The organism is Carnobacterium inhibens subsp. inhibens DSM 13024, from assembly GCF_000746825.1.
GTDB lineage: Bacteria > Bacillota > Bacilli > Lactobacillales > Carnobacteriaceae > Carnobacterium_B > Carnobacterium_B inhibens.
In genome coordinates this window covers 1,329,412-1,353,760 of the sequence record NZ_JQIV01000006.1, presented here as the reverse complement: position 1 = coordinate 1,353,760, position 24,349 = coordinate 1,329,412, and the positions used below count along the sequence as shown (strand labels likewise).

Annotated in this window: 23 protein-coding genes and 1 other annotated feature; of the genes, 12 read left to right on the top strand and 11 right to left on the bottom strand. The window is 34.7% G+C overall.

The genetic code is table 11. The annotated features are described in order from the left end of the window. Nucleotides 1-21: 21 nt before the first annotated feature. Genes BR65_RS07585 through BR65_RS07575 form a run of 3 tightly spaced genes read left to right on the top strand, consistent with a single transcriptional unit; the run spans nucleotide 22 to nucleotide 3,655 of the window. Nucleotides 22-1,200 carry a GNAT family N-acetyltransferase gene (locus BR65_RS07585; protein ID WP_034537655.1) on the top strand — a complete coding sequence of 393 codons (1,179 nt, stop codon included), beginning with the start codon at nucleotides 22-24 and terminating at the stop codon, nucleotides 1,198-1,200. A gap of 25 nt (nucleotides 1,201-1,225) precedes the next feature. Further along, nucleotides 1,226-2,323 carry a DUF871 domain-containing protein gene (locus BR65_RS07580; RefSeq protein WP_034538697.1) on the top strand — a complete coding sequence of 366 codons (1,098 nt, stop codon included), beginning with the start codon at nucleotides 1,226-1,228 and terminating at the stop codon, nucleotides 2,321-2,323. 57 nt (nucleotides 2,324-2,380) lie between these two features. Next, nucleotides 2,381-3,655, top strand: coding sequence for a PTS sugar transporter subunit IIC (locus BR65_RS07575; RefSeq protein WP_034537654.1), 1,275 nt, complete (start codon nucleotides 2,381-2,383; stop codon nucleotides 3,653-3,655). Nucleotides 3,656-3,852: 197 nt separating this feature from the next. On the opposite strand, the gene BR65_RS07570 is transcribed toward BR65_RS07575, so the two are convergent. The 3 genes from BR65_RS07570 to BR65_RS14220 form a co-directional block, all read right to left on the bottom strand. Continuing rightward, on the bottom strand, nucleotides 3,853-4,485 hold the full coding sequence (locus BR65_RS07570; RefSeq protein WP_034537653.1) for a DUF975 family protein: 633 nt from the start codon (nucleotides 4,483-4,485) through the stop codon (nucleotides 3,853-3,855). 193 nt (nucleotides 4,486-4,678) lie between these two features. Then, complete coding sequence (locus BR65_RS07565; RefSeq protein WP_034537652.1) at nucleotides 4,679-5,437, bottom strand: MerR family transcriptional regulator; 759 nt, start codon at nucleotides 5,435-5,437, stop codon at nucleotides 4,679-4,681. A gap of 86 nt (nucleotides 5,438-5,523) precedes the next feature. Beyond that, nucleotides 5,524-5,889 (bottom strand): phage holin family protein, encoded by a 366-nt coding sequence (locus BR65_RS14220; protein ID WP_051932698.1) that lies wholly within the window; start codon nucleotides 5,887-5,889, stop codon nucleotides 5,524-5,526. Nucleotides 5,890-6,107: 218 nt separating this feature from the next. Here BR65_RS14220 and BR65_RS07555 point away from each other — a divergent pair, with 218 nt between their 5' ends. The 4 genes from BR65_RS07555 (at nucleotide 6,108) to BR65_RS07540 (ending at nucleotide 9,424) form a co-directional block, all read left to right on the top strand. Continuing rightward, nucleotides 6,108-6,467: a helix-turn-helix domain-containing protein gene (locus BR65_RS07555; RefSeq protein ID WP_034537651.1), complete on the top strand. Its 360-nt coding sequence runs from the start codon at nucleotides 6,108-6,110 to the stop codon at nucleotides 6,465-6,467. After that, entirely contained in the window at nucleotides 6,468-6,899 is a 432-nt protein-coding gene (locus BR65_RS07550; RefSeq protein WP_034537648.1) for an ImmA/IrrE family metallo-endopeptidase, read from the top strand. A gap of 511 nt (nucleotides 6,900-7,410) precedes the next feature. Next, the gene (locus tag BR65_RS07545) at nucleotides 7,411-8,457 is read left to right on the top strand and encodes a PTS sugar transporter subunit IIC (protein WP_034537647.1); all 1,047 of its coding nucleotides are present in this window, start codon (nucleotides 7,411-7,413) and stop codon (nucleotides 8,455-8,457) included. Nucleotides 8,458-8,497: 40 nt separating this feature from the next. Continuing rightward, the gene (locus tag BR65_RS07540; RefSeq protein ID WP_034537645.1) at nucleotides 8,498-9,424 is read left to right on the top strand and encodes a 2-dehydropantoate 2-reductase; all 927 of its coding nucleotides are present in this window, start codon (nucleotides 8,498-8,500) and stop codon (nucleotides 9,422-9,424) included. Nucleotides 9,425-9,659: 235 nt separating this feature from the next. On the opposite strand, the gene BR65_RS07535 is transcribed toward BR65_RS07540, so the two are convergent. The 7 genes from BR65_RS07535 to BR65_RS07505 all read right to left on the bottom strand — a co-directional run bounded on the left by BR65_RS07535 (nucleotide 9,660) and on the right by BR65_RS07505 (nucleotide 18,089). After that, entirely contained in the window at nucleotides 9,660-10,661 is a 1,002-nt protein-coding gene (locus BR65_RS07535; protein ID WP_023179254.1) for a LacI family DNA-binding transcriptional regulator, read from the bottom strand. A gap of 49 nt (nucleotides 10,662-10,710) precedes the next feature. Then, on the bottom strand, nucleotides 10,711-11,760 hold the full coding sequence (locus tag BR65_RS07530) for an aldose epimerase family protein (RefSeq protein WP_034537644.1): 1,050 nt from the start codon (nucleotides 11,758-11,760) through the stop codon (nucleotides 10,711-10,713). Continuing rightward, nucleotides 11,744-13,264 (bottom strand): UDP-glucose--hexose-1-phosphate uridylyltransferase, encoded by a 1,521-nt coding sequence (gene galT, locus BR65_RS07525; RefSeq protein ID WP_034537642.1) that lies wholly within the window; start codon nucleotides 13,262-13,264, stop codon nucleotides 11,744-11,746. Before galT ends, BR65_RS07530 begins: the two co-directional genes overlap by 17 nt. Nucleotides 13,265-13,279: 15 nt before the next feature. Beyond that, complete coding sequence (galE, locus tag BR65_RS07520) at nucleotides 13,280-14,278, bottom strand: UDP-glucose 4-epimerase GalE (RefSeq protein WP_034537641.1); 999 nt, start codon at nucleotides 14,276-14,278, stop codon at nucleotides 13,280-13,282. After that, the gene (locus tag BR65_RS07515) at nucleotides 14,275-15,453 is read right to left on the bottom strand and encodes a galactokinase (protein WP_034537640.1); all 1,179 of its coding nucleotides are present in this window, start codon (nucleotides 15,451-15,453) and stop codon (nucleotides 14,275-14,277) included. Before BR65_RS07515 ends, galE begins: the two co-directional genes overlap by 4 nt. Nucleotides 15,454-15,639: 186 nt before the next feature. Further along, nucleotides 15,640-17,280, bottom strand: coding sequence for an alpha-glucosidase (locus BR65_RS07510; RefSeq protein WP_280512917.1), 1,641 nt, complete (start codon nucleotides 17,278-17,280; stop codon nucleotides 15,640-15,642). A 236-nt stretch (nucleotides 17,281-17,516) separates the two neighbouring features. Then, entirely contained in the window at nucleotides 17,517-18,089 is a 573-nt protein-coding gene (locus BR65_RS07505; RefSeq protein WP_156098857.1) for a hypothetical protein, read from the bottom strand. A gap of 489 nt (nucleotides 18,090-18,578) precedes the next feature. Here BR65_RS07505 and BR65_RS07500 point away from each other — a divergent pair, with 489 nt between their 5' ends. Next, nucleotides 18,579-19,538, top strand: coding sequence for an IS30 family transposase (locus BR65_RS07500; protein ID WP_034537637.1), 960 nt, complete (start codon nucleotides 18,579-18,581; stop codon nucleotides 19,536-19,538). 124 nt (nucleotides 19,539-19,662) lie between these two features. Here BR65_RS07500 and BR65_RS07495 read toward each other — a convergent pair whose 3' ends face one another. Beyond that, entirely contained in the window at nucleotides 19,663-20,517 is an 855-nt protein-coding gene (locus BR65_RS07495; RefSeq protein ID WP_034537636.1) for a DegV family protein, read from the bottom strand. 254 nt (nucleotides 20,518-20,771) lie between these two features. Between BR65_RS07495 and BR65_RS07490 the strand changes: the two genes are divergently transcribed. From BR65_RS07490 to BR65_RS07475, 4 genes are all read left to right on the top strand, one after another. Beyond that, entirely contained in the window at nucleotides 20,772-21,620 is an 849-nt protein-coding gene (locus BR65_RS07490) for an aldo/keto reductase (protein WP_023179232.1), read from the top strand. A gap of 39 nt (nucleotides 21,621-21,659) precedes the next feature. After that, on the top strand, nucleotides 21,660-22,163 hold the full coding sequence (locus tag BR65_RS07485; RefSeq protein ID WP_034537635.1) for a cupin domain-containing protein: 504 nt from the start codon (nucleotides 21,660-21,662) through the stop codon (nucleotides 22,161-22,163). A 194-nt stretch (nucleotides 22,164-22,357) separates the two neighbouring features. Then, nucleotides 22,358-22,633: a binding site (T-box leader), on the top strand. A gap of 74 nt (nucleotides 22,634-22,707) precedes the next feature. Continuing rightward, nucleotides 22,708-23,826: a 5-methyltetrahydropteroyltriglutamate--homocysteine S-methyltransferase gene (locus tag BR65_RS07480; protein WP_211251486.1), complete on the top strand. Its 1,119-nt coding sequence runs from the start codon at nucleotides 22,708-22,710 to the stop codon at nucleotides 23,824-23,826. A 51-nt stretch (nucleotides 23,827-23,877) separates the two neighbouring features. Continuing rightward, complete coding sequence (locus BR65_RS07475; RefSeq protein ID WP_034537634.1) at nucleotides 23,878-24,342, top strand: S-ribosylhomocysteine lyase; 465 nt, start codon at nucleotides 23,878-23,880, stop codon at nucleotides 24,340-24,342. The last annotated feature ends 7 nt before the right edge of the window (nucleotides 24,343-24,349 follow it).

The window sequence follows — 24,349 nt, the reverse complement described above, 5'->3', positions numbered from 1 at the left end:
CATATATCATGGAGGTGTAAGATGATTACTTATCAAATTGTTCAATCAAACGATTATAAAAAAGTCCTCAAATTGAAAAATTATTGTTTTCGTCCAGCTTATGAAGGCAAGCGATTAGAGGATTTTATGCATTGGGTCAACGTCAGTACTATTCAGGGAGCTTTCGACCAAGAAGAGCTCGTTTCACAATTAATTATTTTGTCGCTTCAGATGACTGTTTTTGGGGTTCCTTATGATATGGGAGGCATTGGTTTTGTGTCAACTTATCCTGAATATCGAAATGCAGGCATCATGAAGCAAGTATTATTACGCTCATTAGAGACAATGCGTGAAAGAGGGCAACTGTTATCGGTATTAAGTCCTTTTTCTGTTTCTTTTTATCGTCATTTCGGTTGGGAATTATTTTTTGATAAAGTGCAGTATGAATTGCCAGCTCAGCAATTGGTTCCCTCAGGAAAAACAATAGGGAACATTCATCGAATTGACGAATTAAATCCAGATTTTGATCATTGGTTCAGTAAGATAAAAACATTTTACAATGAACAAATAGCTATTCAAAATGGGCGATTGATTCGAGAAGATGATTGGTGGCAACGCTTGTTGCGTCGTACATCTGGTACTTCCTTTGCAGTATATACAGATGAATTAGGAAAGGTTATGGGATACATTCGTTATAACATTCAAAACTTAACATTGGAACTGTTAGATTTTAATGCCATAAATTATGAAAGCCAACAGAATCTGTGGCAATTCATTCAATCACATACAGCAGAAGTTGAAAAAATTATTGGAGAAGCTTCAAATCAAGAGTCGTTTGGAACCGCTTTTTTAAACCCGCAGTTTCAACAGCAAATTGTACAAGATAAAATGATTCGAATTATTGATGTGGAACGCTTCTTATGTTCTTATCCTTTTGAAAAAATCGATGAGCCGCTGTATCTGAATGTTCAAGACAAGCAAGCAGAATGGAACAATCAAGTCTTTAAAATTGAGCATGAAGGACAAGTAACGATTGTTAAAACACCAAAAAATGAAGCAATGTTAACAATGGATATTGGAAAACTATCTGCCTTAATGGTTGGTTACCATTCGCTAGATTGGTATGTTTTCCGTAAAGAAGCTAGTGGATCGGATAAGACTATCAATCAATGGAGTAATGCTTTGCCAAAAGGTTATCCAAGCTTTTATGATTATTTTTAAGTTGAAAAAAGGAGCAGAATAAATGATGAGAAAATTAGGAATTTCAGTTTACCCAAATCACAGTAATTTAGCAGATATTAAAGAATATATAAAACTAGCTTCTAGCTATGGATTTAAACGTATTTTTAGTTGTTTGTTATCCGTTGAAGGAGATAAACAAACCGTCGTAGATGAGTTCACTGAAATGATCAGCTTTGCCAAGAAGTATGGCATGGAAGTAATTGTTGATGTCAGTCCTTCTGTCTTTAACGATCTTGGCATCAGTTACGACGATTTGACATTTTTTAAAGAAATTGGAGCAGATGGAATTCGACTAGACTTAGGATTTACAGGGAATGAAGAATCGATTATGACATTTAATCCACAAGGGTTAAAAATCGAATTGAATATTAGTAATGGTACGCGTTATTTGGAAAATATTTTGAGCTATCAGGCTAATGCGGAGAACTTATTAGGTTGTCATAACTTTTATCCGCATCGTTACACCGGTCTAGGTTATGAACATTTTATAGAAACCTCTAAGCAATACAAAAACAAAGGCATTCGAACAGCGGCTTTTGTTAGTTCACAAAAAGCCACTATCGGTCCTTGGCCAGTCAGTGAAGGATTGTGCACATTAGAAATGCATCGAGAGTGGCCGATAGCCGTCCAAGCCAAACACCTTTGGGCAACGGATGTGATCGATGATGTGATCATTGGTAATGCTTTTGCTTCTGAAGAGGAATTAAAAGCATTAAGTACAATTAATCCATACCAATTGACCTTAAATGTTGAATTGGTTGAAGATATTCCAGAAACAGAACAAAAAATTGTGTTGGAAGAATTTCATTTCAACCGTGGAGATGTGTCGGATTATGTCATTCGTTCAACACAAAGCCGTGTTAACTATAGTGGTGTCGATTTTCCGGTATTTAATACACCAAGTATTATTGAAAGGGGGGATATTATTATTGAAAGTTCGCTTTATGAACGCTATGCCGGAGAGTTGCAATTAGCACGGTTGCCAATGCAAAATTCTGGTAAATCAAATGTCGTTGGGCGAGTAGTAGAAAGTGAAATGGTATTATTGGACTTGATTAAGCCATGGCAAAAATTTAAATTCCAAACTATACCAAAAAGTTAGTTAAAGGACTTATTATTTTAAAGTAACCATTAAAAGATGCATAAGGAGGAATTATCAATGAACGGTTTTATCGATTTTATGGAAAAACACTTTATTCCACGCGCTTCAAAAATTGGAGCACAACGTCACTTAGTGGCTATCCGGGATTCTTTTATTGTCACAATGCCGCTAATGATTTTAGGATCATTAGTACTTTTGGTCAATAATTTACCTATCCCAGTATATCAAAATTTTATGAATAATATTTTTGGAGAAGAGTTATGGAAATCTTTTGGAGGAAATGTCTGGAATGGAACGTTTGGTATTTTATCTGTTCTAATTGCATTCCTTGTGGCACACAACTTAGCTAAGGATTATGATAAAGATGGAGTAGCTGCTGGAGTTGTTTCTGTAGCGTCTTTCTTTGCGCTAGGCGGATTAACAGGGATGTCTTCAAATGGACTATTTATTGCCTTGATCGTTGGGTTGGTTTCTGCTGAAATTTTCTCGCGTTTATCTGGAAATGATAAATTAGTTGTCAAGATGCCTGAAGGTGTTCCTCCAGCAGTAGCAAAATCATTTGCAGCTATGCTTCCAGCCATGATCACGATCAGTATATTTGGTTTAATCTGTACGATCTTTATTGGATTTGGCATAACAGATATCGTAACTTCATTTTACGATTTAGTCCAACAACCATTTATGGGATTAGCGAATACATTACCTTCAGCACTTCTGTTAGCTTTTATTACACCATTCTTATGGTTCTTTGGTCTACATGGAGCCAATATGGTTGAACCGTTGATGCAAACGATTAATGCACCAGCTATTGAAGCAAATATGGCAGCTGTGACAAATGGAGATGTTGCACCTTATATTGTTAATAAACCATTCTTTGATTCTTTTGTTAACTTAGGTGGAACAGGAGCAACATTAGGTCTGATTATTGCTATCTTGATTTTAGCTCGTCGCAATAAAGCTTATAAAGTCATAACAGGCTTAAGCACAGCTCCAGGAATTTTTAACATCAATGAACCTATGATGTTTGGATTGCCAATTGTATTGAATCCAATTTTGTTCATTCCATTTATTTTAACACCAGTTGTTTTGGTTCTTGTAGCTTATACAGCGACGAAGTTTGGTTTGGTCCCTGCAGCAGTAACCATGCCGCCATGGGTAACTCCTCCGATCATTGGTGGAATTTTAGCCACACAAAGCATTGCAGGTGGAGTGTTAGCTGCAATCAACTTAGTTATTTCTGTTGTTATCTATGCGCCTTTTGTTAAAATAGCAGACCTACAAGCTGCGAAAAAAGCTGAGGAAGATCAAGCTAAAGAAAATTCAGCTATTTAAATAATAATAAAGTTGAAATATAATTAAAAATAAACGTATTTACAAATTTAAATAAGAAAGAGCTAAACCTTCAATTTGGAAGTTTAGCTCTTTCTTTATTTATTTTTATTTTTTATGTAGAAAGAAATAGTAAAAGTGCTTTCGTTTTAGTTAGTTGGCTAAGCTCTAAGAATATTTTAACATCAGATAAATTATTCCTATGCTACAAAATGCTTAACACTAACTGAAGCATTTATACGTTCTTCATAAAAACGAGCATAAGTGACCCATTTGTAGGGTGTTACCCATATATAAGGTATACCAAATGTAAATAGTGCTAAGATATCCCAAAGTAAAAACGATAGATCCATAATAAACCAATCCATCTTGAAGCCTTCCATTAATTCTTCGCTTTTAGAAAGGGCTTCTTTATAGCTGAAATCAGCATTATCTACTAATAAGTAAGAGACGAGAGAATAAGAATAAGCTTTATAGATACCTGGTATAATTAAGAGAAGCGACCAAAAAAAGATTGAAATTTCTCTAAGCCACATAGTTAACACATAACGATTACCATCAGTTTTGAAGGCTTCTAATAGGTCTTTTTGAAAAGAAATCGGTTGATGTCGATTAATTTTTAAAATTAATTTATTAATAAAGGGTGAAATAGATGAAGCAAGTATACTGACAATCAGTGAAAGAATAAAACTAGGTAAAATACGTAGACCGTCATCTTCTGATATTACTCCATAAATGTCGAGTAAAATAGGAATGATAGTGATCAATAGTATAGTGGTAAAGTGATGCTTAATGGTGTCTCTTGCAAGTTTTTTTATATACTTTCTGTCCAAATAGATTTCCCCTTTAGTGTCTATTTTTTTAGAGCTACTTATTGTTTCTGTTAGTGTAGCAAAATCAATAGAAAAATAAAAGAACCTATTTTATTTTTTAAAAATCAAAATAAAAATGAAACAATTATCGATTGGTATGGGTGGAAAAATCAAAAAAGAATTCCTGAAAAGATAAGAATTCTTTTTTGATTATTTAGTTCAAAAAGTTAAAGATAGCATCTCGCAAAAATTTTGCAGCTCCATTTCCTGCTGATTCGTCGTAATAGCTGGTGAATCTTGGGTCATCCACGTACATTTGTGCCAATCCTCGATGTGCTTCTTTTGAGTAGCTTGGCCAAGTGAAAGACAACCATTCTTTGTGGATTTGGGCTACTTGTAAAGCTTCTTTGCTAGCAGGGTCGTTTGTTTGCCTGGCTATTTTTAAATCTTCTAGTATTTTAGCGGACAAGTCTTGCATTTTATTGTAATCTTCTTGGCTTAAACCAGCAAATTTTTGATTGGTTTTTTTAATGGTTTCAGCGCCATACTTTTCTCGAATTTCTGTACCATATTGAGTTTCATTTTTTTTCAGCAACTCTTCTTTAAATCCTTCAAATTTTTCTTTGTCAGACATTTGGAGGTCTCCTCTCTTATTTGCTAATGTTTTGTCAATTGTTTTTAGTAATTGGTCAATTTGTGCTTTTTTAGCTAGTAAACGTTGACGGTGGTCCATTAAAGCTTTCTCACTATCAAAATGAACATCATTTAGTATTTGCTTGATATTATCTAAAGGCATTTCCAAATTACGGTAAAATAAAATTTGTTGCAGTTTTTCAATTTCTTGCTTACCGTATATACGGTAGCCATTAGAATTTTTTCGTTTAGGTGCCAACAAACCAATTTCATCGTAATAGCGAAGTGTTCGATTGCTCACGCCAGCTATGCGACTTAAAGCATTTATTGTATATTCCACTACTAATCCTCCTTTCTAATCAGCTTGATTTATATTGATTGTAAACCTTCACGCAACGTAAAGGTCAAGAGTTTTAAAAAATTGGACTATTTAAATTTATTTATGTTCTTTTTTATAAATTCAGGAACTGGTATTCCTATAGCATTTAGATTTTCAAGGATAGAAAGTCCATAATGAGCAATATAAAAAGAAATCAGGAGTTGAGCGTAAGAATCAAATTCAAATATAGAAAAATAAATATAAAATATTAATACAAGCAGTATCACGAGCCCATCTTTTAGCAATCGTTTAACACTAAAGATTTGAGTAAATTTTACAGACTTATTAGACAAGCAAAAATTGATAAAATCAGTGAAAAAATCAACTAAAATAGTAAGAATAAACAAATAGATATAGGAATCAAAATAAGGATTAATAATCGTATAGAAAAAAATAAAAAATGAAAGATCCATAACTTCACTCCTTTATTTAATTACACTAAATGAGTATTTTTAAAAAGTGATATGCATTTAAATAGTCTTTAATTTAGTTTTATACTCGTATCGTGTAAATTAATGATACAGTTCGTTTATAAATTAGTCAATAATATATACTCGAACGATGTAATATTGTTTTAATTTTGTCTCAAATCGTGTAATATAAAGATAGAAAATAGTAATAGAGGTGTACTATGGATATCTATAAATTGAGGGAATTACGAAAAGAAAAAAAACTAACACAAGAAGATATGGCTGGCGTCCTGGAAATTGCTCGCACAACGTATGCTAATTATGAGCAAGGAACCAGAGAACCGGATAACAAGACTCTTAATAAATTAGCTGATTATTTTCAAGTGTCAACCGATTATTTGTTAGGTCGTGATGTTCCAAATTGGGCGACGCCTGAAGATTTGATTGACTTAGAAGAAATGCTGAATAATAACGTTCACATGGCTTATGGCGGAGAAGATTTAACAGAAGAAGACAAACAACGCGTACAAGATGTTTTGGCCGCTGTTTTTTGGGATAGAATGAAAAAAAGAAGGGATTAAATGTTTGAAAAGTGGTATGACTTGATCCAACAATTGTATAAAGAATTTAAAACGTATGATCCATTTGTTTTAGCGGAAAATAAAGGGATAGATGTTCTTTACGTGCCTTTCGGCGAGACTCCAAAAGGGGAAACGGTACGCTTTAAAGATGAAACAATTATTTTATTGAATGAACAATTAATAGAAAAAAATGAACGTTTTTTTGTATTGGCCCATGAGTTGTATCATGCGATTGAACATGAACACCTTAGTGCCTACTATACGACCCAAAGAAATGGAAAAGGCACACTTGAAAGAGAAGCCAATATTTTTTCGGGACAACTAATGATAAAAATGTATGAAGAAACTTATGGTTTCCCCCCTGAGACTTTCAAGGATTTACAGCATCACTATGGTGTCTCAGAGGAACTAGAAGACTATTTAACTAGATAAAGTAATTATCATTAAACTAAATAAACTTACGCACAACAGAGTATGGACTTTATAAAAACTCACACGGCTTTTAAAAGCCGTGTGAGTTTTTATCCTTTTAATTACTGCAAAAGTGATAAAAGGATTTTATGCACAAAAATGTTGGGATGAAACTTTTTTATTTATTTTTTCAAAAATATTTAATCCTTCTTGTTAATAATTGATCAAAATAATAAGTGATGCATGAGAAAATTAAAATTGAATTTGAAATCGTTTGTCGTTTTTAAAATAATAGACCTATTTATTTAAAGTTTGTATACCCTATATATAAAAATAGGAACTATTATTTTCAAAGAGATACTAATAAGCAACACTAAAGGATAGATGAGTGAAAAATGAGAAAATGATATTTGGGTTGAAATAAAAAACATATTGTGATAAATTTAACTAGTAGAAAATATTAGTGAATAATTGAACTAATTCAAAAAAAGGATTAATTATTCATTTAATAAAACAAGAAAGGTTGAGTTTAATGGGAGATACAGTAAAATATACGAGTAAAGATTATCTAAATAAGGTTCTAGGAGGAACGGCATCAGGTATTGTTATTGGATTGATTGCCAATGCGATACTAGGGTCTGTATTCAAAGCTCTTATACCTTACGGATCTATATTTGTACTGCTATCAAGTGTGGTTACGATTATGCAATTTATTACACCCGCTATTATTGGTGTGCTTGTAGCTTTACAGTTTAAAATGAATGGAATGGAAAGTGTCATTATTGGAGCAGCAACATTCTTAGGATCTGGCGCTTATAAAGTTACTGAAACTGGCGTTCAATTAGTTGGAATCGGAGACTTGATTAATGTTATGCTTGTTTCTGCTATTGCAGTTTTTGTTACACGTTTGCTGCAAGGAAAATTAGGATCATTGACATTAATTTTAATGCCGATTATTGTTGGTGTTGGGGTAGGAACAATTGGTTTGATCATGTTGCCTTATGTTGGGATCATTACTTCTACAATCGGGGATTTGATCAATAGCTTTACTTCTCTTCAACCCTTAGTGATGGCTATTTTGATCTCTGTTGCTTTCTCAGTATTAATTATTTCACCGATTTCAACAGTAGCGATTGGAATTGCTATTGGAGTATCTGGTTTAGGAGCTGGAGCTGCAGCAGTAGGAGTAACAGCTTGTACAGCTATTCTTGTTATCGGCTCTATCCGAATTAATCAATCAGGAACAACTTTAGCTATCTTACTTGGTGCTATGAAAATGATGATTCCTAACTTAATTAAGTATCCAAAAATTATGATCCCTGTCATACTTAATGCTATTGTTTCAGGTATAGGGGTTTATGTTCTTACGATTCAGGGAACTCCGCAAACAGCTGGATTTGGGATCGTTGGACTAGTTGGACCTATTCAAGCTTTCAACATGGGAACTGGGTTAGTAAATGTTTTATTAGCCTATTTCGTAATTCCTTTTGTTGGTGGATATATTATTGACTTGGTATGCAGCAAGTTCTTACATGTTTACAATGATGAAATCTTTAAATTTATCCCCGCTTCAAACTAAAATAAAAGATACATTAAATTAAATTGGAGGAATTTTAAAAATGAAAATAGCAATTGCTGGTTCAGGAGCTTTAGGATGCGGTTTTGGTTATATGATGCAAAAAGGCGGAAATGATGTTACATTATTAGATTTTTGGGAAGATCATATCAACGCCATTAAAGAAAACGGATTGTCAGTTACAGTAAATGGCAAAGAAGATACTATCATTATTCCAATCGGTAAACCGGAAGAAATCACTGATACATTTGACACTATTTTTATCTTTACTAAATCAATGGGTTTAAGACATATGTTAGAAGAAATCAAACATATATTAACGGAAGATACAAAAGTAGTTTGCTTATTAAATGGTTTAGGACACGCGAATACCATTTCTGAATATATTCCTAAAAAGAATATCATTATGGGAACAACAGTGTGGACAGGCGGTCTAGACGCTCCTGGGAAAACACATTTTATGGGAGAAGGCCCTGTTGAAGTTCAAAATAGTGATGAGAATGAAGAAGAAGGCGCACGTCAAGTTGTTAAGATGATGGCAGATTGTGGACTAAACGGTGTATACAGTCCAGATGTTCATTTTACAACTTGGAGAAAAGCTTGTGTTAATGGAACAATGAATGCACTTTGTTCTATACTGGATTGCAATATCAAAGAACTATTTGAAACTGCTCAAATCGACGAATTAAATCGAGGAATTGTTAGTGAATTTTCTCGTGTAGCAGAAACGGAAGGCGTAAGATTAGACGTTGAAGAAACTGTCAATTACTTGAAGGCAACTGCTGAAAAGGTTGGCGGGCATTATCCATCAATGCACCAAGATTTAAAGAATAAACGTCCAACTGAAATTGACTTTTTGAATGGTGTGGTAGCAAAAGAATCAGAGCTTAAAGGTTTTGAAGCACCATATAGCAAACAAATTACGCAATTAATTCATGCGAAAGAAGATATTTTAGGAATTAAACGTTAAAACAATAGGTAAGTAAAGAAGAAAGGACTCTAAAGTGAATCGCTTTAGAGTCTTTTTGCTTCCATTAAACAAACGTACCTAACCTTGTTATTCTATATATGTAAGGTTACTCATAATTGAAATAGAAGATGAAGAAAGAGAAGAGTCAAGGGTGATTTTGGAAGGGTAAGAAAAGAAACAAGTAAAAAGGTACCGTCTTAGGATATAAATGTATCCTGAGACGGTACCTTTTTGGTTAGTGAGTAGATCGAGTACTCTCACGCAACACTAAGTCTGTTGATAAGGTGATTTTTTTTGCGACTGTTCTTTCGCTTGTGACTTTATCCAACCACAAATCAAAGCCCGTTTCTCCCATTAACTCGGTATACACTTTTACTGTACTCAATGTAGGGTAGATATATTTGGCTACGCTTATATCATTGAACCCAATGATGCTAACTCGTTCAGGTACGGAGATACCGGCTTCTTGCAATGCTCTTAAACAACCGATAGCCATTGAGTCATTTGAAACAAAAAAGGCATCTGGTAAATCATCTTTTAAGGTTTCAATCGCTTTTTTCATTAATTCTTGACCAGCTGTAACATTAAATGCCCCGGTGAATACATATTTTTCCTGATATATTCCAACTTGATTCATGTAATTCTCGAAAATAGTGGTTCGTTTATCGATGATAGGTTTAGATTTATCACCAAAATTTTCTTGTCCAGCAATCAAACCAATAGTTTGATGCCCGTTTTTAAAAAAATAATCTAAAACAGAAGTTACTGCCTGCTCAAAATCGATGACAACCGAATCCAATTTGCGGTGAAGTTGATCAAAATCGACAAAACAAATATTTTCTGTCCATGAAGTAAGCTCATTTACTTGAGAGTCACTAAATTTTCCAATCGCTATGATGCCTTCTATATCTGAATTCATTTCAAAATCGTTATTCTGGAAAATACGGATAATGTCATAGTTCATTTCTTCTGCTCTTTTTTCTACACCTAAACGGATGGATAAATAATACAGGTCATCCAATTCTTCTTTTTCTGTATACCATTGTACGATGGCAAGCTTGCCTTGTTTTTTTGCTTTTTTCTTTTGATATTTTGTGTAGTCCAGCGCTTCAGCGACTTCAAAAATACGTTTTTTTGTTTCATCGCCTACTGATAATGTGTTGTCATAATTTAATACACGAGAAACGGTTGCGCTTGAAACGCCTGCTTGTTCGGCAATATCTTTAATTGTTGCCATCTTCTCACCACTTTCTTTCCTTGTTTCATTTAAGCTATTGTTTTCTTTATTATAGCATTGTATCAAAGCGGTAAGTTGTTTCAGATTGAAAAATTTCATCAGGTGAGAGGGTCACTTTACCAAAGGCCTTTTGGTTGATTGCATTTGGTAAATTTTGAGCTTCTAACGTAATTCCTGCATAATGTTCTTCAGATGTTCCTTCATTAGTGTGTCGCCCATCTAATGTGTTGACGGCGAAGATAACAACAGCATCTCGATCTGTCACCATCTGAACGCGCCTTCCGCTCTTTTGGTCATACAAGGTGGCCTCAGGTTTATCAGCAAGATGTTCTAGAACAAAAGGATGATCATATCCAGAAACTAATTTGTTTTGGGGATGTGTGCTCTCAAAACCTTTGTTTACAGTGTCTGCAGTTGTAAAATCAAAGGGTGTACCCTTTACAGGCAACAAGGTACCCGTTGGAATGTAATCTTCTTTTAGTTCAGCAAAGTACTTGCTAGTTAAAGCCAATGTATGTTGATTGATGGATTTTGTTGGATCTCCCGATAAATTAAAATACACATGATTTGTTGGATTAAATAGGGTGGTTTTATCTGTTGTAGCTTGATAACTGATTTTCCACTCATTAGACTCTCTTAAAGTATAAGTAACTTTTACAGTCAAATTTCCAGGATAACCATTTTCACCATGTGGACTATTATAGGTAAAAACCAGATGTCCTTCGTTTTCTGTAGATTCTGTTTTAACAGTCCAGATTTTTGTATCGAAGCCATTTATACCGCCATGTGAATGGTTGGTTTTATCATTTGTTTCAAGCTGATAGTTTTTACCTTCTAATGTGAATTTGCCTTTATCAATACGTCCAGCAACTCTTCCAACAGTTGCGCCATAGTAAGGACGATAAGATACATACTCATTTAAGTTGGTATAGCCTAAAACGATATTTTGATATAGCCCATTCTTGTCTGGTATTTGAATGGAAGTAACGGCAGCTCCATAGTTAATTGCAGAAAGGGATATACCGTGCTGATTCGTCAAAGTATATTCCTGAATAACTTGACCTGAAAGTTCTCCAAAATCTTTACTTGAAATGTCCATTCTTTTCTCCTCCTTTTGAATGAGCAAAACTATTGATAAATCGTTTAAAAGCAGCTTTTCCTTCATCTGTTTGTTTATACACTCCGGCGTCTTCTAGTACTCTCAGGAAAATAGATCCAACGGCATCTTCAATGATTGTTCCGACCGTTTCTGTTGTAATTTTTTTTGTTCTTTTTAATTCATTAGCCCAATCTTGATGAGAAGTGTCAAACTGATGAGGTTCATCTAATAAGTAGTGCTCAACTTCAACAAGTTCTTTTTTTAGCCTTGGGGGTAAGATAGCTAAGCCCATTACTTCAATCAGCCCAATATTTTCTTTTTTGATATGTTGAACATCAGGATGAGGATGGAAAATCCCTTCAGGATATTGCTGTGATGTACGATTATTGCGCAATACTAAGTCTAATTCATATTTTTTTTCTTTATATCTTGCGATAGGCGTAATCGTATTATGAAGTTCACCGTTTGTCTGAGCTAAAATATCTACTGACTTATCTGAATACAAGCGCCACTGATCTAAAATAAGATTTGCAGCAGTTATTAATTCTGTTTGATTAGCGCTTCTTAGGCGGATGACTGACATTGGCCATTTGACGATTCCAGCTTCTACAGAAGGAGTATCTTTTAATGTAAAAGAATACTCTGTAGCTGCATTTGCCATTGCAAATGTGTGCTGGCCACCTTGGTAATGATCGTGAGAAAGAATAGAGCCTCCAACTATCGGTAAATCAGCGTTGGACCCTACGAAGTAATGTGGAAATTGTTCTACTATATTTAAAAGCTTCTCAAATGTTGCTTTTTCTAGTTTCATTGGTTTATGTTCTTGTGACAGGAAAATACAATGCTCTTCATAATAAGCATAAGGTGAATATTGCAGCCCCCAATTTTCTTGATTTAAAGTTAAACGGACAATACGATGATTGCTCCTAGCTGGATGATTTATATGTCCCTCGTAACCTTCATTTTCCATACATAATAGACAAGTAGGATACCCGAAAGAAGTAGGAGCTGTTTTAGCCAAAGCTATCTGTTTAGGGTCTTTTTCTGGTTTAGATAAATTGATCGTAATCTCTAAATCACCATAAATAGTAGATTTGGTAAATTCGATATTCTTTTCAATGGCCCTTGTTTTAATATAGTCATTTTCCCGACTAAGGTGATAAAAGTAATTGGTAGCAGATTTAGGGCTTTCTTGATAAAGATCCCAAAATTTCAAGTTTACTTCAGAAGGCAAAGGAGTGATGAGATTCATAATTTTTGCGGATAATATGTCTCTTTCAGATTCCAAATCTTTAATCACATTTTCTTGAATAGCATAATCTACTAGCGTATCCAATATTTCCAAACGATTTGGTAATGGCATAGAAGCTTTTATATCTGTATCTAAAGCCTGTTTTCCAATCATGGCGAGCAATTGATTTTGTTTAAGAAGAACATCTAACGGATGAATTTCTTGATTTTGATAACCGATTTGAATAAAGTCGGTTACTGATTGGTCGATCATATACATTCATCCTTTCTAATTGTGTGTGTCTGTATAACCATGAGGAGAGTTTTTATGCCAATTCCAAGCTGATGCTATGATATCTTTCATATCTGTATATTGAGGTTTCCAATTTAAAATAGTTTTTGCCTTCTCGCTTGAAGCAATTAATGTGCTGGGATCACCAGCTCGACGTGTTGTTACTGTCGCAGGAATCTCTCTTCCGGTAACTTCACGTGCAGTATTCAACATTTCTTTTACCGAAAATCCGGTACTGCTGCCTAAATTAAAAACAGTGCTTTGATTTCCAGCTTTCAAATACTTGAGTGCTAAGATATGTGCTTCAACTAAATCGACGACATGGACATAATCGCGGATACAAGTACCGTCTGATGTAGCATAATCATCCCCAAAAATAGTTAGTTCGTCTCTTTGGCCTAAAGCAGTCTGTAAAATAAGCGGCACTAAATGTGATTCTGGCGAATGATCTTCACCAATGCTGCCATCTAATTTTGCTCCGGCTACATTAAAATACCGTAAAGCAACAAATTTCATATCATAAGCTTTGTCGCACCATTTCAATATCTTTTCCATCATCAATTTTGTTTCACCGTAAGGACTTTCAGGATTGGTGTCTGCAGTTTCCTTAATTGGAACTTCTTTTGGCTCGCCATATGTAGCAGCTGAAGAAGAGAAGACAATGGATTTAACATCGAATTTCTGCATGGTTTCTAAAATTACCTGCGTACCATAAACATTATTATTAAAGTATTGTAAGGGTTGTTGCATAGACTCTCCGACTAAAGAATTTGCTGCAAAGTGCATAACTCCTTCAATCGACTCTTTTTCAAAAATAGATTCCATAAAAATTTTGTCACGAATGTCCCCTTGATAAAACCGAGCTTTTTTATGAACTGCAACTTGGTGTCCAGTTTGTAAATTATCCACTACTGCTACGTCATATTGTTGATCAATTAATTGATCAACGGCATGAGAACCGATATAACCGGCTCCTCCTAATACTAAGACTGTCATACTGATTCCTCCTCAAGCAATTTAGGACCATCACTGATTTGAGCAATATAAAACTCGCCAGGGTAACCAATTTGATCTAGGTATTGTTTGCCAACTTGGTCAATAAATTCATCTATTTTATTGTTCTCAACGATTGCTATGGCACACCCACCAAAACCAGCGCCTGTCATTCGAGCCCCTAAAATTCCAGGCTGATCCCAAGCAGCTTGAACCATTATGTCCAGTTCCGGACCAGTTACTTCATAATCATCTCTCAAGGAAATATGTGATTCATTCATTAATTGCCCAAACTCTTCCAAATTTCCAGCCTTTAAAGCTACGGATGCCTTAAGTGTCCTTTGGTTCTCAGTTACAGCATGACGTGCTCTTTTTAGAATGGTTTCATTTGAAAGGATAGATTGATGCTGATCAAAAGTTTGTTCATCTAATTCTCCTAATGAAGAAATAGTAAGAACTTTTTGTAATTCTGCTAATGCTTGATCACATTCACTGCGACGTTCATTATATTTAGAATCAGCTAATTCACGTCTTTTTTTAGTATTCATAATAACAATTGAATGGTTTTCTAACACTACTGGAATCAATTCATAGTCTAAAGTGTTGCAGTCTAGTAAAATAGCTGTATCTTTTTTGCCTTTACCTACTGCAAATTGATCCATAATACCTGAATTGACCCCAATAAATTCATTTTCCACTCGTTGACCAGTTTTAATCAACTCTAATCGATCGATGTCTAAACCAAACAGTGTTTGTACTATAAATCCTGTCAATAATTCAATCGAAGCGGAGGAGGAAAGACCTGCTCCATTTGGAATATTACCGTAATAAAGAATATCTAGTCCTTGATTGATATCATACCCAGACTCTTTTAAAAACTTGATCATTCCTTTAGGATAATTCGTCCATCTATCTGCTGCATTGTATTCTAAGTTATCTAAATCAATAGAAATAATACCTAATTCAGCAAAGTTTTCAGAATAGAAGTTAAGCGTTTTATCCTCACGTTTTGCTGCTAAACCGTATGTCCCTAAAGTAATTGCGCATGGAAAAACATTCCCACCGTTGTAATCAGTGTGTTCTCCAATCAAGTTAATTCTCCCAGGAGAAAAAAACGCTTCCATATCAGTTTGTTTAAAAAGTTCGGTGAATTTTTTTTTCAAGTTGTTTAAATTCATTTTGTATATCCTCCTTAATAATGTTTTGATATTCTTAGTGTAATTAATTTAGTAAATAAATACAAGTAAAATTTAGTAAATATTAAAAAGAGGTAAATTTTAGAACAAAAATAGGTGTTAATGGTTTTACTCATTAACACCAACTAGTATAGGTTCAGAATAAACTGACGCTTATAATTAAAGTAATTATTTTCGAAACACAATTGCGCCAAATGGAGCTAAAGTTAAGGCCGTTCCATCTAACAAGTTCCCGTCGTTTTGGATGGCAATGGACCAACTTTTTTGCAATTCTTGATCAACTTGTACGACTTCAGAAGTATCAGAAAAATTACAGTAAATTAGAGCCTTTTGGTCTTCAAGTAATCTTTCGTAGATGTACAAGGTTTCTTTAGAATCTTTTAAATCGAAAGATCCATCGATAAATAGACTTTCTTTCTTAAGAAACAACAATTTTCGGTAGTAGTTTAAAATACTGTCTGAATCGGCCTCTTGATCGGCTACGTTGTATTTTTCTTCCTGATACCAACCAATCCAAGGTTTGACTGTAGAAAATCCAGCATATTTTGAGCTGTCCCATTGCATAATGCCACGTGCTACATCTTTTGCAACATGATTTAAATGGTACAAAATGGATTCATCTGAATAACCGATTTTTTTTGCTTTAGTATAAAAATCCTCAACTCCAGGAGTTTCTATTTTTCCAATATCCTCATAGACTAAGTTTTTTTGTCCTATTTCTTCTCCATAATAAATAAGAGGTATGCCTTGTTGAAGGTACATTAAAGTTGCTAACATTTTGCTGCTGTTGTCACGAAATGCTTCATCATCACCAAACCGTGAAACACCTCTTACTGAGTCGTGACTGTTCCAATAAAGAATAGCGCCTTTTTTATCAGCTACTTTTTTTTGCCAATCTGACATGATTGTTTTGAACTTTTGCTTATCTAAACGACCTGCTAATTTTTTTGCAGGCAAACGCGCATCTTTCTCAGCATCCACTTCTGGAAAATAGGTAAAAGTAATAATAGCATCTAATAAGTTGTTTTCAGCACCTAGATACGTTAAAGCAGTATCGCTGTCTGCTGTGGTTGCTTCTCCGATAATAAAAAGGTCCTTTTTGTGTTTTTTCAGCTCGCTAATAAGTTCCTGCAAATAAATTTTTAAGTTTGTCCCATATTCCGTTACTTTTTGTCCTGAACCAAATTCGTCTGATGAAACAGATTTATCATCAGGTAAGTCTTCAGGCTTATCAATATAGATAAAAGCATCAAATCGAAAGCCGTCTATTCCATTATCTATCCAATATTTTGCAACACTCAGCATAGCTTTTCTAACAGCTAGATTACTCCAATTCAAATCAGGCATGCTCTCTTTAAATAAGTGCAAGTAGAATTGATTTCCATTCGGTTCTTTTGTCCAAGCAGATCCGCTAAAATTAGATGCCCAATTATTAGGAAAGTCCTTATCTTCAGGAGCATCTGCCCAAATATAAAAATCTCGATAGGGATTATCAGGTCCTTTAAGTGCTTCTTGAAACCAGTAATGTTGATCTGATGTATGGTTCATTGGAAAGTCAAAAATGATTTTCATACCACGTTTATGTACTTCTTTAATAAACGCTTTAGCCTCAGCCATAGTACCGAAAAGCGGATCAATAGCATAGTAATCAGAAACATCATACCCGTAATCTTCTTGTGCAGATTCAATGACCGGATTAACCCACAGTGTATCAACTCCTAATTGTTGGAGATAGGGTAAATTTTGCATTATTCCACGTATATCTCCAATGCCATTATTCGTTGTATCTTTAAAACTTCTTGGATAAATTTGATAAATGATCGCTTTTTCCCACCACTTATTGCTAATTATAAGAATCCCTCCAATAGTTTGTCTAAATTATTTTTTAGTCATTCTTTATGTTAGTTTAACTAAAACCCGTTTAATAATCTATTGACAAGATTTTAAATCGAATATGTTAGCTAGAAGCCGTTAAACAAAGAAATTACTTTGAAATAGAATAATCATTTGAATCAACTAGACAAGCTATTTACAATTTATACAAGTTAAAAAAAACTATTTCCTGCATAGGCTATTAATAAAAGCGCAATAATGAAAAATAAAATAGGCAATAAAAAGGCTGAAACCATTTGTAGCACAAAGTTCATACGTGTGTATATCTTTTCAAAAGTTGTTTGAAAGCCTACAAATAAGAAATACAAGGCAAATAACGGCCAAGAAAAAATAAGGTTATAGATCAGTAGTAGCAATAATAATTGGCCAAGTGTCGGTTGGAATTGCTGAACAACTGTCAAATAGGCAATAAAAGGAGCAGCGGTTGAAAATTCAACGACCGTAGTTGTAAAACCAATACCTATCAAAGAAGCTGGCGTGATCTTTTTTTCCGAAAACTTCAATTCTATTTCTTTTGATTCTTTATCACTTTTATCCACAAGAAACTTTCTAGCTTTCCAATTGATTAAAAAAGAACGAATACTGTACCAAATAAGAACACTACCAGTAATAAAGGCTAAGACTGCAGTTGGAAATTCAAGTATTGCCCAATAGGTTGTCAAAAACTGTTTATTTAAGATTGATACACCGGTATAGAACATGAAACTGGCTAAATAATTTGTCAAAAACAACGTTACAATATAATACCAAATATGGTATGTTTTTTTTAATACACCTTGCAAAGTAAATTGTTGGGCAATAGCAAATGGATTAAAAGAATCTACGAAACTAGTAAAAACGGTTAAACTAATAAGCGAAAAAATAATAATCTCCTCCTAAAAAATAAAAAAGGATACACGCAATCTCTACTCCTGCTGGGCCTATCGGAGTAGAAAATACGTATATCCTAGGTTTACTCGGCAGCAAACCAAACGTTATTAATTTAATCATTATAGTAACAAACTATCTGATGATCTGTCAATAAGACTAAATGTTTTTAGACCTATTTTATAAATGCTGATAGGACGGGAAAGAAACTAGTTGTAATCATTGTTTAAAATGAAAGGAATTATTTAGAAACGCCGATTGTAGAATTAAGCTAGACAAATAAAAAAGCCATTCGTGGTACACTCAAAATGTAATTCCGACTAAAGAAGACATAGGAGTGATCACGAATGACCTACACCCATCTTACCACGGATGAACTGGTGATGATAGAGTCTTATTACCACAAAAATATCCCAGTTACGAAAATAGCCGCTTATTTAAAACGAACGCGAACACCCATTTACAACGTCCTTAACTTCTTGAAAGCAGGGCATACGGCACTTGAGTATTTTCAACAGTACAAGGAAAACAAGAAGCGTTGTGGGCGTCGCAAAATTGTGCTTTCAAAGAAACAACAGGCCTATATCAAAGAGAAAGTCACTCAAGGTTGGACTCCTGACGTCATCATTGGTCGGGCGGAAGAGCCTGTTGCGTGTTCCGTTCGTACTCTTTACCGCCAGTTCAAAGAAAAGATCTTTGATGAAACCACACTCCCAATGAAAGGGAAAAGAAAACCAAATGGTCATAAAGAACGTCGGGGAAAACAGTCTTTCAAGCGAAATATCACAGAAAGAGAGAAAGATTATCCCCAGTTTAAAGAAGAATTTGGCCATATCGAAGGCGACACCATTGTAGGTGTCCACCACAAGAGTGCTGTTATCACTTTAGTGGAACGTCTATCTAAAGTCATTATTACTTTGAAACCCAATGGACGAAAGGCCAGCGACATTGAAACAGCCATGAATCACTGGTTTCACGGTATTCCAAGAAACTTATTCCGTTCTATCACCTTTGATTGTGGAAAAGAATTTTCTAACTGGAAATCGCTATGCAACCACCACGATATCGCCATTTATTTTGCGGATCCTGGAACACCTTCACAACGCGCTTTAAACGAAAATTCTAATGGTCTCCTCCGAAAAGATGGATTACCAAAAGAAATGGATTTTAATCAAGTCGACCAATTATTTGTTTCATCAGTTGCAGATAAGAGAAATACTATTCCAAGAAAGTCATTGAACTATCAAACACCATTGGAAGTATTTTTTAGTTACATGAGTGAAGACGTTCTGTCTAGCTTAATTTGACAAATCAGAAAACATTAAAAAAATCTGTAAAAAAGACTAATATACCAAATCTTTAAGTGAACAGATTTGGTATATTAGTTTTTTTGATTAAACAATTTAATTTTAAAGAGGAATTTTTTATGATCTATTTCTTTTCGATCCCAATAATACCAAAAGCTCCAGGTCCGCCATGACTTGAAATAACAGCACCAGCTGAGAACCAAGAAGGATCATTGTAACCTGCATCTTGTAACAATGATTTAGCGAGTTGTTTATAGTCTTCACTCAATCTTTTTGTCCCACCAATGATCACTGTTTCTGGATCAATGTCATAGTTTTTGATGAAATCTTTAACGGTATTTTTCAAACAGCGATCAAACGACCCACGATATTTTTTCGAAGCCACTAAATAACCATCCTTAAGAATAATAGTAGGATGAAGGTTCAAAAGAGAGGCACTAAGATAGGCAACATTTGAAACTCGCCCTCCAGCTTTCAGGTAAAGTAATGATTGCGGTAAGAAAACAAAACGTGTACGTTCACGGACATCTTTCACAAAATTAACAATCTCTTCCGCAGTGGTGTTTGGGTTGTTTTCAATAAACCTTGCTGTTGCGACAATCACAGCAGTTAGGCCACCTGAAACATTTTTACTGTCAACGATATGGATATTATTAAAATCTTCAGCTGCTATAGTGCATGAAGTATAAGATACTGTTGTGACTGCTGAATAAGCAATATGAATAATATGAGCATCGGGAAACTCTGCTAAGATACGCTCGAAAACAACGCTGTTATCTTGTGGAGTCGTTCCAGCAGTTTTTGGCAAGGTGCCTGTTTGATCATAAAAACGATAAACATCTTCAACGTCAAAACTCCCGTCATCAAATGTTTTTGAACCCATGGTAACATGCATTGGAATGACATGAATATTGTAACGCTCGATAAGCTCTGGAGATATATCAGAACCGCTTTCGGTGGTGATTATAAATTTTGTCATATTTTCCTCCTGCTTCATCTTTTAATGATGTAGTTAGGGTAATCATATCATATTGCACTAAGGAAGTTATATTGATATTAAGTAGTTTTTAAATAATATAAGGATCAATTACAAAAAAATTGTTTTAACAATGGAATGTTAATCTGCAACAATTATTTCCGCCATTCCAATTTTGGAAGACATATTACATGATACTCCTTCCTTATTCCTTTATACTAAGTAGTGTAATTATTCATAGAAAGGATGACAGTAAAATGACAAAAATTGAGAAATTCGAATTAAATGATGGAACAAGTTTGCCGGCTATTGGATTTGGAACGGTAAATGTCCAAGGAGCTCAAGGTTTGAACAGTGTACTCACGGCTATTGATGCGGGTTACCGACTTATTGATACTTCAACTAACTATATGAATGAAGGAATGGTAGGGGAAGCTATCCGACGTTCGTCCGTTCCACGTGAAGAATTGATGATCAACTCAAAACTACCAGGAAAAGCGCATGAATACGATAAGGCCATCAAGATGATTCAAGAATCTTTGTATCGTATTGACATTGATTACTTTGATAAATACTTGATTCACTGGCCACTGCCTAAACAAGATAAATACGAAGAAGCATGGCAAGCATTAGTTGATGCACAGAAATTTGGATTGATAAAAACGATTGGTGTATCAAATTTTTTGCCAGAACACCTTGAACGTATTATTGAAAAGACAGGCGTTACTCCTGCAACTAATCAAATTGAGCGCCACCCATACTTTAACAACAATGCATTAGTAGAAGCCAACAAAAAATTAGGTATCTTAACGGAAGCTTGGAGTCCATTCGGTCGTGAGATTAATGATGTATTAGAAAATGAAACGATTGTTAAGTTAGCCGAAAAATATGGAAAAGAACCTGCACAAATCATCATCCGTTGGAACTTACAAAATGGTGTGATGTCGATTGTAAAAGCTTCTTCCTTCAGTCACCAAAAAGCTAATTTAGATGTGTTTGATTTTGAATTATCAAAAGAAGATATTCAGGAAATCGATGCGTTAGATAAAGGTGAAGAGGGCAGAGTAGAAGGACAACATCCAAATGAATATGAAGAGTTTGATTAAACTAATTTTGGATTAGAGAAGTGAAAGGATGAAAATCTTATGGTAAAGACTTTTTATACCGAAGAAAACAAACCTTTTCCTAACAATCCATTACCTATTCTTTACTATCCTAAAGTAGTAGCTAATTTATTAAATGAAACTGATCCAGCACATTGTGTGCAGGATCTATTTGAAAAAAACGGGTATACCAATGGATGGGTAAATGGTATTTTTTCTTATCATCATTTTCATTCCAATACACATGAAGTATTGGCTTGTGTTGCTGGAACAGCCACAGTACAGCTTGGCGGTCCTGATGCACAGATGCACTCTTTTTCTAAAGGGGATGTCTTATTTCTTCCTGCAGGTGTAGCCCATAAAAGAATTGATGCAAGTCCTGATTTCAAAATAGTGGGTGCTTATCCTGATGGACTAGAACCAGATATGCAAAAAGGAAAAGCAGAGGATTATGAGGCAATCAAACAAGCGGTTGCACGTGTTGGCCAACCAGGAAATGATCCCGTTGAAGGAAAAGATGGAGCAGTAATAAAGTATTGGACCTAGAATTATTCTAGGTCTTTTTCATTTTAGTTAACTTTTATATCAATAAGTAAAGGGACTAAACGTTATGAAGAAAAAATTGTATTAGTTGCTTTAAGGGATTGCAAAAAAACAAAATAAAAAAGATTGACAATAGAATAGTAGAATGTTAAATTGTTGTTACGTTAAATTCAGATTATAAAACAGTTTGAATTAGATGAAACGCAGCGATAAGAAAAGTACATTTAAGTGGAATCTTTACAGAGAGCCCTGGTAGCTGAAAAAGGGAAGAGAAAGCTGAATGGAAAATGGTCTTTGAGTGGAACAATTGAACGTTCTTGAAATTTTTATAGAACTTTAGATTGTTACGGGTGCACCCGTTATAGTGCTACAGTATGGGAAGTGGTATTTTGCTTTAGTACTGGAAAAGGTGAAAACTGTGAGGTTTTCATAAAACAAGGTGGTAACACGAAATCAATGATTCCGTCCTTGCACAAAAGATTTTTCTTTTGTGCAAGGACGGATTTTTTATTTGCTTTTAAATACTAAATAGAAAGAGGGAAAGAAAATGTCAGTAATTACAGAGAAATTAACTAGAACAGGTGCACCATTTAGAGGAGATCAAGTAGGGAGCTTTTTACGGCCAAAAGCGTTGAAAGAAGCCCGAAAATCTTTTGCTGAAGGAAATATTGCTTTAGAAGAATTACGTAAGGTGGAAGACAATGAAATTGACAAGCTAGTGAATAAACAAGTGGAAGCGGGACTCAAAGCAATAACTGATGGTGAGTTCCGCAGAAGCTGGTGGCATTTAGATTTTCTAGAAGGATTAATTGGAGTTGAAGGTTATGTACCAGAGCATGGTTATTTCTTTGAAGGAGTAGAAACAGAAAAATACGATGTTCGAAATACAGGCAAAATTACTTTCAATCCAAACCATCCTTTTTTTGAACACTTCGTTTATTTAAAAGAAAGTATAGGAGACAGAGCGCTGCCTAAATTTACTATTCCTAGTCCAAATCAATTACTGCACCAAGGTATTCGCGATGAAGTTCTTTACCCAACGGTAGAAGCTTTTTGCGAAGATATCCAACAAGCGTACCGCGAAACGATTCAAGAATTTTATCGCTTGGGTTGTCGCTATTTACAAATCGATGATTGTTTTTGGGGCGTGTTGTGTTACGACAAAGTAGTAGAAGACATTTCTGAGCAAGAACTAACTTATTTAAAAGAATTATCCGCAAAAAATGTACAAGCTATTTTAAAAGATAAACCAGCTGATCTGGTTATTACAACCCATATTTGTCGGGGTAATTATGCCTCTACTTTTGCTGGGAGCGGAGCCTATGAGCCGGTAGCTAAGGAATTGTTTGGGCAAACAGATTATGATGGTTACTTTTTAGAATACGATACTGAACGATCTGGCGGCTTTGAACCTTTGCGCTTTTATAAAGGTCAAGGGCAAATTGTGCTAGGACTTATTACTTCTAAAACAGGTGATTTGGAAGCGAAAGAAGACATCAAAGCACGGATCCAAGAAGCTTCCAAATATGTTCCTTTAGAGCAACTTTGTTTAAGTACACAATGCGGGTTTGCTTCAACGGAAGAAGGAAATCATTTAACTGAAGAAGAACAATGGAATAAATTGAAATTGGTATTAGAAGTTTCTCAAGAAGTTTGGGGAAACTAAATCAAGGACAGAGTTAAAAATAATAAAAGACTATTTTAGGAGGAATGCAGCATGGCAAAAGTAGAAAGTTTTGAATTAGATCATAACTTGGTGAAAGCGCCGTATTTACGTGTGGCAGGAGTAGAAAAGAACGATAAAGGAAGTACTGTACAAAAATACGACTTGCGTTTTTTACAGCCAAATCAAGATGCGTTACCTACAGGAGCTTTGCACACATTAGAACATCTGCTGGCAACTTATTTACGGGATGAACTGGATGGGATTATTGATATTTCTCCTATGGGTTGCCGTACCGGTTTTTATCTCATTAAATGGGAGGAAGATTCACCTGAGGTTGTAGTAGAAGCTTTAGAAAAAACGTTACAGCGTATTTTAGACACAGAAGAAGTTCCAGCTGTATCTCAAATTTCTTGTGGGAATTATAAAGACCATTCTTTATTTTCGGCGAAAGAATATGCAAAAAATGTACTGGAAAAAGGCCTCAGTAGAGACCCGTTTGAACGTACATTTGCCTAACGTCTAT